At 35.0% G+C, this 11,688-nt stretch carries 11 protein-coding genes; 6 read left to right on the forward strand and 5 right to left on the reverse strand.

Annotated elements, in window-relative coordinates; genetic code table 11:
- Nucleotides 1–460 precede the first annotated feature (460 nt).
- The 5 genes from GCWU000282_RS03700 to GCWU000282_RS03720 all read left to right on the forward strand — a co-directional run bounded on the left by GCWU000282_RS03700 (nt 461) and on the right by GCWU000282_RS03720 (nt 4,277).
- A complete protein-coding gene (locus GCWU000282_RS03700) occupies nt 461–712 on the forward strand; it encodes a GIY-YIG nuclease family protein (protein ID WP_023353665.1) in 252 nt (83 codons plus the stop codon).
- Between the two features lie 97 nt (nt 713–809).
- Entirely contained in the window at nt 810–1,187 is a 378-nt protein-coding gene (locus GCWU000282_RS03705; RefSeq protein ID WP_023353666.1) for a PBECR2 nuclease fold domain-containing protein, read from the forward strand.
- Nucleotides 1,188–1,517: 330 nt separating this feature from the next.
- Nucleotides 1,518–2,216 carry a response regulator transcription factor gene (locus GCWU000282_RS03710; protein WP_035039490.1) on the forward strand — a complete coding sequence of 233 codons (699 nt, stop codon included), beginning with the start codon at nt 1,518–1,520 and terminating at the stop codon, nt 2,214–2,216.
- Nucleotides 2,217–2,218: 2 nt separating this feature from the next.
- Nucleotides 2,219–3,886 (forward strand): sensor histidine kinase, encoded by a 1,668-nt coding sequence (locus GCWU000282_RS03715; RefSeq protein ID WP_023353668.1) that lies wholly within the window; start codon nt 2,219–2,221, stop codon nt 3,884–3,886.
- A 205-nt stretch (nt 3,887–4,091) separates the two neighbouring features.
- Entirely contained in the window at nt 4,092–4,277 is a 186-nt protein-coding gene (locus GCWU000282_RS03720; protein WP_035039492.1) for a hypothetical protein, read from the forward strand.
- A 62-nt stretch (nt 4,278–4,339) separates the two neighbouring features.
- Here GCWU000282_RS03720 and GCWU000282_RS03725 read toward each other — a convergent pair whose 3' ends face one another.
- The 5 genes from GCWU000282_RS03725 to GCWU000282_RS03745 are packed head-to-tail and all read right to left on the reverse strand — an operon-like array spanning nt 4,340 to nt 10,728.
- Complete coding sequence (locus GCWU000282_RS03725; RefSeq protein ID WP_023353670.1) at nt 4,340–6,082, reverse strand: ABC transporter ATP-binding protein; 1,743 nt, start codon at nt 6,080–6,082, stop codon at nt 4,340–4,342.
- Nucleotides 6,072–7,787, reverse strand: coding sequence for an ABC transporter ATP-binding protein/permease (locus GCWU000282_RS03730; protein ID WP_035039494.1), 1,716 nt, complete (start codon nt 7,785–7,787; stop codon nt 6,072–6,074). The genes GCWU000282_RS03725 and GCWU000282_RS03730 overlap by 11 nt, the downstream gene beginning before the upstream one ends.
- 14 nt (nt 7,788–7,801) lie before the next feature.
- Nucleotides 7,802–8,572 carry an ABC transporter ATP-binding protein gene (locus tag GCWU000282_RS03735; RefSeq protein WP_023353672.1) on the reverse strand — a complete coding sequence of 257 codons (771 nt, stop codon included), beginning with the start codon at nt 8,570–8,572 and terminating at the stop codon, nt 7,802–7,804.
- A gap of 6 nt (nt 8,573–8,578) precedes the next feature.
- Nucleotides 8,579–9,637 carry a FecCD family ABC transporter permease gene (locus tag GCWU000282_RS03740; protein ID WP_023353673.1) on the reverse strand — a complete coding sequence of 353 codons (1,059 nt, stop codon included), beginning with the start codon at nt 9,635–9,637 and terminating at the stop codon, nt 8,579–8,581.
- A 2-nt stretch (nt 9,638–9,639) separates the two neighbouring features.
- Nucleotides 9,640–10,728 carry an ABC transporter substrate-binding protein gene (locus GCWU000282_RS03745; protein WP_023353674.1) on the reverse strand — a complete coding sequence of 363 codons (1,089 nt, stop codon included), beginning with the start codon at nt 10,726–10,728 and terminating at the stop codon, nt 9,640–9,642.
- Nucleotides 10,729–10,944: 216 nt separating this feature from the next.
- On the opposite strand from GCWU000282_RS03745, the gene GCWU000282_RS03750 reads away from it, so the two are divergent.
- Nucleotides 10,945–11,616 carry a 3'-5' exonuclease gene (locus tag GCWU000282_RS03750; protein WP_023353675.1) on the forward strand — a complete coding sequence of 224 codons (672 nt, stop codon included), beginning with the start codon at nt 10,945–10,947 and terminating at the stop codon, nt 11,614–11,616.
- The last annotated feature ends 72 nt before the right edge of the window (nt 11,617–11,688 follow it).

An 11,688-nucleotide genomic window follows, 5' to 3' on the forward strand; every position in this document is an offset into this window, starting at 1 on the left:
CCAAATCAATAATGATCTGGCATCTGCATCGAATTGTTTTGGATGTTTTGTTTTTTCGGATGACAGATTTTAAGATTTTTAATTCGTTATCCGTAAGTTCGATTTTATACTTTTTTGGTCTTGCCATATAAATCACCGCCGTTTCTTTTATTTTATCATAAAACGGCAAAAATAGCCAGAAGTATTTTGTTAAATATCAATATGTCAATACACTAGATTCTAGCAATTTAACATGACCTTGTCAATACAAAGATAATTATTGTTTAATGGCTGTAATTGTCGCATATTTTCATATTATAGAGATATCAAATCCTTTTGTCTGATATATAATTTTATTATATTAAATAGGTAGAAATATTTATAAAAAACTTGTATGAGATTAAAGCTAAATTTGTATAAAAATATGTTATTATATTTAAGAAAGCTTAATTATAATGAAGATTTGAGATAAGGAGTAAAAATGAATTACTACATATATATTTTATTATGCTCAGATAATACCTACTATACAGGATTTACTACTGATGTAGAAAAGAGGCTGTCGGAGCATAATTCAGGAAAAGGAGCAAAATATACAAGAGGACGAATCCCTTGCAAACTGGTTTATACAGAAAGCTTTGAGGACAAAAGCAGTGCATTAAAAAGGGAATGGGAGATAAAGCATAGGTTTAGCAGGGAAGATAAAGAGAGATTATTCAGAACTAAAGATTAAATATTAATAAAAAGTATTAAATAAGGTTGTAAATTACTTGCAAAAATTATTTTATGCTGATAATATTTTTCTAATAAATTAAATTGAGGAACGAGAAGTGTATAAGATTGGAAAAATAGATCCCGATATTTATAGTGTAGTTGCGAAAGATATATTAACCAGAGAAGTAATTATAACAAAAGAAAGAATAAAACATATCATGGATAACCACCCAAATGATTATGAACGGTTTTATAGTTATTTTTCTGAAATAATAGAAAAACCTGACTACATAATTGAAAGTAAAAAGCCTAATACAGCATTAATATTAAAAGAGATTAATTATGATAATCTTAAATTTAAAACAATATTACGGTTAGTTGTTGCAGGAGAAAGTACAGAGTACAAAAATTCAATAATAACATTTATGAAAATAGATGATAAAGAGTGGAATAGATTACTTAGAAATAAAAAAGTAATTTACAAAAGAGTGTAAAAATGCTATATTGTAGTTAGGCTTTAGCAATACAGCTATTTGAGGTGGTAGATTTCGTCCGGACCACACGCCGCCGGCAAGACAGGGAAACCGAGAGATGCAGGAGAAGCGGACGCCTGCCGAATAGCTGTATTGTTTAGCCTTAGTTTATAGGTTACTATTGATGTAAAATTATTGGAGATACCTGCTGTATGTGAATGTGGATACAGACGGTATCTCCTTATTTTTTAAGAATAAGCTTAAAAAATTCTTAAACATTTACTCCATTTATTCTTAAATTGATATCAGTTATACTTTAATTACGCTTAAGTGAAAGAGCAGGGAGGAAATATGTACAATATATTGGTTTGTGATGATGAAAAGGACATAGTATCAGCTATCAAAATTTATTTTGAAGCAGAAGGCTACAAGGTATTTACTGCTGAAAACGGCAAAGAAGCCCTAAGCATTGCGGCAAAAGAAGAAATTCATTTAATTCTTATGGATGTGATGATGCCGGTAATGGACGGAATACAGACAGTCAGAAAACTTAGGGAAGACAGCATAATTCCGGTAATTATGCTTACCGCAAAAAGTGAGGATGTGGACAAAGTCCTTGGACTTGGGATAGGAGCTGACGATTATGTAACCAAGCCTTTTAATCCTATCGAACTTATAGCCAGAGCCAAGTCACAAATTAGGAGATATGTAAGATTTGGCGGACAGGCCGGAAAACCTGCTGATAAAGTTCTCACACTTGACGGACTTGTATTAGATGACAATGCAAAAGAAGTACAGGTTGATGGTGAAAAGGTAGACCTAACACCGAAGGAATTTGAAATTCTTAAAATGCTTATGCTTGAAAAAGGCAGGGTATTTTCACCTGAAACCATATACCGTAAGGTATGGGGCGAAGAGCCTTATGGAAGTGAAAGCACAGTTGCGGTACATATCAGACATTTAAGAGAAAAAATAGAAATAAACCCATCCGAACCGCGTTTTATTAAGGTGGTCTGGGGACAGGGATATAAGGTGGATAAGGAAAGGTAATTATGGAAGAAAAGAATGAGATTGAAGTAATAAGTAAAATAAAAGAAAAAAAACAATATGACAGCTTTATATATTCTCTGCCGTTTAAGACAGGGGCAGTGATATCATCACTGTTATTGATAATACTTGGGATAGCCTCTGTACTGGTATTTCTCTGGCTTTGGGAGAGCGGTATTTATAAAATGACAGATGCCGAATTAAATCAGTTTATATCTCAATATGAGATTATTAACTCTTCGGGGACAATGTCAATGGTTAATTTTATTATCAACTTGAGATTTGCGGTAGTTCCTATAGGAGTTATTTTAGGTATTTTGTATCTGATTGATATAGTTTTTATTTTCGCCTTTGTAGGTCACAAAAGAGGCAGCAGTGAAATTACAAAATTTCCGACAGCCGACTTGCCGTTTGATGTGGTTTGTATGCTGTATTTATTATTTTTTACAATTTCTTTTAACATATCAGATGCAGGCAGAGATGACCGCTGGTTTGTTTCCCTGGGAATGGTTATGTTTGTAATCTTCCTTATAATATTATATTTTGTAATGTTATCATTTCTGCTGAATTTTATTGTAAATATTAAAGCAAAGGCTTTATTTAAGAATATGCTGATAGTCAGATTTTTCAGATATATTTTCAGAAGCATAGGAAAAGCATTGAGAAATGCAGATGTAACTAAGAAAGCTGTTTTATATTTTGGAATCTTTGCAGGTTCGGAGTTTGCTATATTATTGATGTTTAGTATTATTGGCACAGAAGGAACAAGTGCATTGTTATTCTTGTTGTTTTTAGTAAATATATTTATTTTTATAGTGATTTACAAGGTTATGACAGGTGTTAAAGAAATTGAAACTGCCGAGCAGAATATAATTGCGGGAAACCTTGATTATAAGCTAAATACTGCTAAGTATAAGGGCGACTTAAAGATAATAGCAGAGGGTCTGAATGAAATAGGCACAGGGCTTGAAAATGCTGTAAGCGGAAGGATGAAAAGTGAGAGGTTTAAGACTGAGCTGATTACCAATGTTTCACATGATATCAAGACTCCGCTGACTTCAATCATCAACTATACCGACCTGTTAAAGAAGGAAAATATAGAAACTGAGCCTGTTAAGGGCTATATAGAGGTACTTGACAGACAGTCGGAAAGACTTAAAAAGCTTATAAATGACCTGCTTGAAGCCTCTAAAGCCTCTTCAGGCAATATAAAAATGGATATTGCGGAAGTAGATGCAGGACTTATGCTTGAACAGGTATATGGAGAGTATCAGGATAAGTTTGAAAAGGCAGGGCTTGCGGGCATAGTCACAAAGCCTTCAGAAACCGTACAGATAAAAGCCGATGTAAATCATCTTTTCAGAGTTTTTGACAATATTCTGAGCAATGTGGTAAAGTATGCCCAGCCTGATACCAGAGTGTATATAGACCTTATTAAAAATGCTGACAAAGTAACTATAGCCTTTAAGAATATTTCCAAAGAAAAACTGAATATAACAGGAGAGGAACTTATGGAACGCTTTGTAAGAGGCGACCGGGCAAGAAACACAGAAGGAAGCGGACTTGGACTTTCCATAGCCAAAAGCCTTACTAATCTCATGGGCGGAGAACTTGAGATTATGGTGGACGGAGATTTATTTAAGGTTGAGGTGAGGTTTGAGGAAAATAAATGATTATGCCCCCCGATTTATGTTAAGTTTTATAAAGTTATTTGATAATTGACATCAAGTATAAATGATATTATCATGAAGTTAGACAGTATACCGAAATAGAAAAGGCTATAAGAAAGAATTAAAAGAAACAATAATGGCGTGGAAATTGATGTCATAAGATTGATTTCGGCAAGATATGCAACTAATTTTGAAAGGGGGCTTTACTATGGAAAGGGCTAATTTAGATAATATTGTTGCAGAAGAACTTACATTTACAGTTGAAGAAATTGAAGAAATTAAAAAAGCCAGAGAAATGACTATAGTATTTGATGAAGATTGCCCAGAAGTAACACCTGAAAAAGCTGTGAAATTCCGAAGAGTAAATCCACCTAAAATAAAAAATGAAGCATAGCAGAATTAAATCAGCCTTCCGATTACAACCGGAAGGCTAAATTTCTATAACTATATGATATTTTAAGAAGCCTGCTCCTCATCTTTTCCAAGCACCTTTTCTATAAATAAATCACAGGTTTTACTTAAATTCTCAAAACTGTCAAGGGCGATAAATTTTCCGCCATCTATGAATAATACTTCATCGGCAGCCCTGATAGAGGATATTCTGTGGGCTATTGATATAATAAATTTATTGTTTGATAAATTTTTAACAGCTTTATTAAGGTTTACCTCATTTTCGGAGTCAAGACTTGACTGTGCCTCATCAAATATCATAAGTGAGCTGTTTTTTAAGATTGCCCTTGCAATAGACAGCCGCTGTTTCTGCCCTTCGGATATTTTAAGAGCCCTTTCACCTATTTCAGACTCATATCCGTTTGGAAGCACAGTTATGAAATCATGAGCCTGAGCAGCGACTGCCGCCCTCTTGGCTTCTTCATCAAAAGCTTCGGGCTGTCCCATTTTTATATTTTCCATAACAGTTCCCTTAAATAAATATGTGTCCTGTGTAACAACAGAAATTGCATTTCTCCAGGATTCCAAAGTAAAACTTCTGATATCTTTTCCGTTTACAAGAATCTGCCCTTCACCGGGTTCCGCGTATCTTTGTAAAAGATTTACTATAGTCGATTTGCCTGAGCCGGACTCACCGGATAGAGCAATAATTTTACCGGATTTAATCTTAAAGCTCATATTTTTTATTTGGAATTCTTTAGAGTTAGGATATTTAAAGGATACGTTTACAAATTCAATGGTATTTACGGTTTCATCAAAATCTGAAGTTCCCGTATCCTGAACAGTTATAGGCAGGTTTAGAAGCATAAGTACACGCTCGGAAGCAGCAAAAATGCTCGAGAACTGAGCCGAAATGGCAATAAACTTACCAAGGATTATGAATATGCTGCTGCTTAAGGTAATAACTGCCAGTATCCATTGTTTACCTAAATTGCCTGTTTTATACAAATGGTATGAGATGAATAAAGTAAAAGCAGTCATCAATGTGCCTATAATCAGAGTATAAATAAATTCTGCCGCCCTTCTTCCGGCATCTGCTTTTCTGCTCTCTTCATAATCTGTTATACCTGCATTTATTTTCCTTTTGCAGAGTTCCCACATATTGAAGCTGAGGATTTCCCTCATACCCTGTACAGCATCAAGAATTAAATTAGCTACCTTACCATAACTTTCACGTATTACCTTTCCCTGTGCCTTTGATTTTTTGTTAAAAATCAGAGGAGAACAGAGATATAAAATAATCCAGATAAGAGCGTTTAACGCAAAAAACGGATGCAGAAAAGCAAAGAAGCCCAGCATTCCTATGCCGATTATTATTGAAACCACAAAAATATTTATTGTATGGGCATAAAACCACTCTATCAAATTCATATCATTTGAAGCTATGGAAGCCATTTCCGAGCTCATCATCTGATTTGAAAATGATGGTATAGCCTTTTCAAGCCTACAGTAAATATCATAACGCATTTTGTACAGCAGCCTATAAGCTATGTCATGCTCCGTCCACATATTAAGGTATCCGAATACACTGTGAATAAATACCGATATAAGCAACATTATTACAAAGAAAGTATAGTTTATATCCATATTGCTGAGCAGTGCGCCTGTCATATAGGATACAAGAAACAGGTTTACTATTGGCAAAAGCTCGTAAATAAGGCAGATAAAACAGTTTAAAAGCAGGTAAAGCCTCATTCCGCCGGTATGTTTCAGTAAGTCTGAAATGATTCTTATTCTGTTATTTTTCATTACCTGCCTCCTGACCTTTTACAAACTTATTATAGACCGGACAATTATTATACAGTTCTTCATGTGTACCGGATGCTACAATTCTTCCGCCATCAATCATATATATAATGTCTGCGTTTTTAACCGTACTCAGACGGTGGGCAATAATAATGGCGGTCTTTCCTTTTTTGAGAAGCTCTATACTTTCCTGTATATAACTTTGATTTTTTTCATCAAGACTTGAAGTAGCCTCATCAAAGATAAGAATCTCAGTATTTTTAAGAAAACATCTTGCCACAGCCAGCCTTTGTTTTTCTCCACCTGATAGTATACTTCCGTTTTCGCCCAGCTCAGTATCTATACCATTAGGCATTTTCTCTAAAATGTCACTTAAATTTGCCTTTTTAATAGCTTCGTTTATTTCAGCTTCGGTAGCATCAGGCTTTGCAAAAAGAAGATTTTCCTTTAAAGTACCGTTAAATACATAAGGACTTTGCCATACGGCACTTATATTTTCACGCCATTCGGAAATCGTATCAAAGGTAAGCGGAAGACTCTTGAATTGAATTTCGCCTGAAGTATAAGGGTAAAGTCCTGCAAGCAGTGAAACCAAGGTTGATTTACCCTCGCCGGACTTACCTACAAAGGCATAAGTTTTGCCGGGTTTAAGCTCCAAATCAATATTTTTAAGGATTACATCCTTACCGTTATAGCTGAAATTCAGTTGTTTGGTTGAAAGTGTATCAGTGTTTTCTGCTTCAAAATGCTCTTTCCAGACAGGAGTTTCTTCCTTAAGTACATTCTCTATTTCACTTGAGGCTGTAACACCGTTGTAGCCCAAATGCCAGGCATTCATAAGCGCATATACAGGTACAAAACAATTTCTTATCATAAATAATATAAGCACTACATTTGTAGCGGCTATTTGCCCTGATGCCGCCAAGTACACCGCGAAAACTACAGAAAGCAGGGAACCTGTATTTGCAAAAAGCTCAAACAGAAAATTTTCTATGGTAGTAATTTTCATGTGTCCCATAGTTTTTGTGTGGATATCTTTTGAAATCCTTAACATTTCCATTCTTCTTATTTTACTGGCTTTCAGGTTTTTAAGAGTTTTCATACCCTGTATATTGTCAAGAAAATCTGAACTGAATTTATCATATTCATCCCATACTTCTACGCCTGTTCCCCACAGATACTTGTATGTAAATGCAGGAGTAATGAGCATTCCCAGAATACCTATAAATGCAACAATAGCAACATTAAGGCTGATACTTCCTATATATATGATACAGCCCATTGACACGAAAAGAACTGTTACCAGATTGGGAAGATAGGTGGAATAATAAGGTGCGAGTGCCTCTGTACGGTCTAAAAGCAGGGTACAGAGTTTGCCGCTTCTTTCTTCGGTAAGTCTGGTTAAGCCAAGCCTGTATATCTTATCAAATAGTTTATTTCTGATACCGGACTTTATTGCAGCTTCGGATTTTACACTTAAAATATTCATAGGATAACGCAGCAGAATATGTAAAAGCACAGCTAGTATAAAGCAGATAAAATAAGGCAGAATCTTATCCTGCTGTTCGAAAACCGCATTTATCGTCCGAGATAAATAAAAAGCCTGAAAGATAGTGACAGCTCCCATAAAGCAGCTTAGTAAGCTGACGAATATGATGTGTTTTTTTAAGTTTGCTACTAACCTTAATAATGCACTGTTGATTAACAATTTTAACCTCCATATTAAATTGAGCCGTATATAAGCACACGCCTTTTCCCGTTTGAAGTGGTTATTATTTCACTATCCACTTTGAAAATATCCTTTAAAACTTCTTTGTTCAATACTTCTGCTGATTTACCTTCTGCCATATTTTTACCGTCATTTAATACATATAAATAATCACAGTATTCAAGGGCTATACTTAAATCATGAAAAACGGCAAGTACCGTTTTATTTAATTTTTTAATTGACTTCATAAGATTCCACTGATAATACACATCAAGATGATTGGTAGGTTCATCTAAGATAAAAATATCAGTTTCCTGAGCTAATGATCTTGCCATAAGAACTCTTTGTTTTTCACCGCCTGATAAGGTATTAAAAAGACGGTCTTTAGCATCAAACATGCCGACATATTTAAGAGAGTCGAAGGCGATTTCAAGGTCTTTACAGTCAGCGGTTTCATATATTTTTTTGTGCGGAGAACGCCCCATAAGAACCATTTCCAAGTTGGTGTAGTCAAATACGGAATTATTTTCCTGTCGCATAACTGTCATAAATTTTGAACTTTGTCTTATACTTAGTTTTGTTATATCAATTCCGTTTATAAAAACGGTATCTGAGCGGACAGGGAGAACTCTGTAAATATGTTTTAATAAGGTTGTTTTTCCGGAGCCGTTAGGACCTATGATTCCTACAAACTGTCCTTCTTTAACTTTTATACTTGCTGATTGAAGAATATTTTTGTCATTTACTTTATAATTAAGATTATTTACTACAATTTTATTGGACATACCGGTTTATATCCTTCCTGTCTTATTTTTTCGGTATAACAGATAGATAAAGAATGGACCGCCACAGAAAGCGGAGAAGATACCTACAGCTATTTCTTTTGGTGCAAGCAGGGTTCTTGAAAGTATATCCATCCAGGCTAAAAATATACCACCTATGATGTATGAAAAAATCATAAGCTTTCTATTCTTTGAGCCGAAAATGATTCTGCAGGTGTGTGGAATTATAAAGCCGACAAATCCTATTAAACCGCTGGCAGATATAATAGTGCCTATTAATAATGAAACGGTTATTATTGTAAATCTGCGGATTTTTTTGGTGGATACTCCAAGCGTGATTGCTGTTTCCTCACCAAGCGACAATAGGTCAAATCTGTCACCTGCAATACTTAAAGTTATAAGACTTATGACTGATACAAGTATGGGAATTGCTATATTGTACCACCTTGCACCGGACAGTGAACCCCATAACCACATAGCAGCACTTTCCATGATAAAAGCATTTGGAAGCAGGGTAATTATAAAATTGCTTGCAGCATTTAATATAACCGAAATTGCCATTCCGGTGAGAATGAGATTGTTAGTTGAACTGTTGCCGCTTATCATACCTATACCATAGACAAGAAACATAGCAAGAAGTGCCCCTGCAAAGGCAAAAACAGGGGTAATATAGGATATGACGGCAGTTCCTCCAAAAATTAGAAATGACAGGCTCACCATAGCGGAAGCACCGCTTGAAACGCCTAAAACATAAGGGTCGGCAAGTACATTTTGTGTAAGTGCCTGCATAGCACAACCGCCTAAGGCAAGACCGCCGCCTGCAGCAAGGGCAAGCAGCATTCTTGGCATTCTCATATTCCAAAGAATGGTAACATCACGGCTTAAATTTTCATCTAAATCAAGATTGAAGAGTTTACTTGTTATTATTTGAAAGCAATCAGCCATGTTTATATTTTTTGAGCCATATCCGACACCGATAAGCACGGTTATTACAGCGAATATTATTATTAATATGAATATAGCTGATGTCATAATCCTGGAGTTTATTTTTTTGTCGTCTGTTCTCATTATTATTTGAATACCTCTGGATGTACTGCCTTTGCGATTTTTTCTATACAGTCAATATTATGGAGGCTTGGGAAATATTCAATTCCTGTTATGCCGATATAGTTTTTATTTTTAATAGCTGTGACATCGGCAAGTTCCGGAAGGGACTCGAGGTATTCAATTTTTTTCTGAATCTCATCTTTATCCCAGTATTCAACCAAAATTATATATTCCGGATTTCTTTGAATTATTTGTTCAATTGTGGCAACATCAAAATCGGATGTAAAATCTTCAAAAACATTTCTCGCACCGGCTAATTTTACAAGAGAACTTTGGAAGGCATTTCCGCCGGGTGTCATAATTCCTGCTTTATCCTGAAAATCGAAGATAAACACATCTTTTGGCTTTTTGTCTTTTACTTTTTCGGTTATACTGTCAACTTTAGCTTTGTATTCTGAAACTAATTTCTCTGCCTTATCTTCTGCATGAAAAATTTTTCCTATATTGCGGATGTCATCATACACTGCATTCATATCATGTTTATCACCGTAAGTGCCGCTTGTAATATAATAATTTATCTTATTATCGGAAAAGTCTTTCTCCGGAGCTATATAGTCAGGTGTAAGATGATATGACAGACAGTAAACAAAATCTGAAGCTGATGACAAAACTGTTTCAAAGCTTGGTACACCTTTACCTTTGCCATCAGGTAAAATTTCTATATTCTTTAGCTTTTCATATAAATCAGGATAACAATGTTCAGGTCTGTTCATGCAGCCTGTAAGTCCGGTGATATGTTCCTGAAGATCTAAAGCTGCCATTATTTCAGCATTATCATAGCCTACAACTATAGCTTTTTCAGGAACTTTATTGTAGGTGATGTCTTTTCCCATTACATTTAGGGTAACGGTTTCATCTTTTACCGTACTTGAAGCCACACTTGATGAGCTTGATGTGTGACTGTCCATAGTGGTTTTGCTTTGATTATTACTGTTTGTTGCTGTGCCTGAAGTCTGTTTTTCTGCTGAATTACCGCAAGAACTGAGCGATAAAATACTTAAAGACAGTGCGGTAACTGCCAATACTTTTTGAATAGATTTTTGCTTTTTCATTATATAATTCCTCCAAAATATAAAATATGAAGTTAGTCTACACTAATCAGATAAAATGTGTCAAGAAAAATTTAGTTAAATACTTTAAATATATTGCATTTTTAAATCTAATCTCTTAGACTTAGTAAAATAAAAACTACTATTATAATAGGTGCAAGTAGTAAAAATGATTGAGTTGTCAAAAGTGTTACTAAAATTTATATTTTGGAGGTAAAAATGTTAGGACTTAGAACAGGTGATAAACTGGATAAATATGTAAGTGACTACACTGTATTTGACTTGGAAACTACAGGGGTTTCGCCACAAACAGATAAAGTAATAGAAATATCTGCAATAAAGGTAAGAAACGGACAGACTGTAGGTGAATTTTCAAGCCTTGTAAATCCTATGAGGGGTATCCCTTATGGAGCAACAAGGGTAAACGGAATAACTGATGAGATGGTGGCTGACAAACCTGTATTTGAGAAAGTTTTAGGAGATTTCTTAGACTTTGTAGAAGATGATATTTTAGTCGGTCACAATATACATGACTTTGATATGAAATTCATACACAGGGACTGTGAAGCATTTTTCAGAATGTTTCTCGGAAATGATTATATAGACACTCTGCCTATTGCAAGAAAGTGTTTGCCACAGCTTGGACATCATAGACTGACAGACCTTGCCCTTTACTATAAAATATCAATAAATGGAGCACACAGAGCCTTAAATGATTGCAGGATGAATCAGCTTGTGTTTGAGAGGCTTGGTGCTGAACTAAAGAATGGAACAAATGCCCTTAAAATATGCCCAAGATGCGGAGGAAGCCTGAAACTTAGAAACGGTAAATTTGGTAGCTTTTTAGGTTGCAGTTCATATCCTGATTGCAGGTATACGGAGAATATTTAAAACGGAAAAAACAAAGCGTGAAAATTTGTCACGGTTTAATGCAGATAATGAAAAAATGGGGATACTTATTTG

It is taken from the genome of Catonella morbi ATCC 51271, assembly GCF_000160035.2.
Classification (GTDB): domain Bacteria; phylum Bacillota; class Clostridia; order Lachnospirales; family Lachnospiraceae; genus Catonella; species Catonella morbi.

What these genes read in the sequence shown, in the direction of transcription:
- GCWU000282_RS03715 (WP_023353668.1), top strand. Translation starts at nt 2,219, where the DNA reads ATGGAAGAAAAGAATGAGATTGAAGTAATAAGTAAAATAAAAGAAAAA.
- GCWU000282_RS03745 (WP_023353674.1), bottom strand. Translation starts at nt 10,728, where the DNA reads ATGAAAAAGCAAAAATCTATTCAAAAAGTATTGGCAGTTACCGCACTG.
- GCWU000282_RS03700 (WP_023353665.1), top strand. Translation starts at nt 461, where the DNA reads ATGAATTACTACATATATATTTTATTATGCTCAGATAATACCTACTAT.
- GCWU000282_RS03750 (WP_023353675.1), top strand. Translation starts at nt 10,945, where the DNA reads ATGTTAGGACTTAGAACAGGTGATAAACTGGATAAATATGTAAGTGAC.
- GCWU000282_RS03735 (WP_023353672.1), bottom strand. Translation starts at nt 8,572, where the DNA reads ATGTCCAATAAAATTGTAGTAAATAATCTTAATTATAAAGTAAATGAC.
- GCWU000282_RS03740 (WP_023353673.1), bottom strand. Translation starts at nt 9,637, where the DNA reads ATGAGAACAGACGACAAAAAAATAAACTCCAGGATTATGACATCAGCT.
- GCWU000282_RS03710 (WP_035039490.1), top strand. Translation starts at nt 1,518, where the DNA reads ATGTACAATATATTGGTTTGTGATGATGAAAAGGACATAGTATCAGCT.
- GCWU000282_RS03720 (WP_035039492.1), top strand. Translation starts at nt 4,092, where the DNA reads ATGGAAAGGGCTAATTTAGATAATATTGTTGCAGAAGAACTTACATTT.
- GCWU000282_RS03725 (WP_023353670.1), bottom strand. Translation starts at nt 6,082, where the DNA reads ATGAAAAATAACAGAATAAGAATCATTTCAGACTTACTGAAACATACC.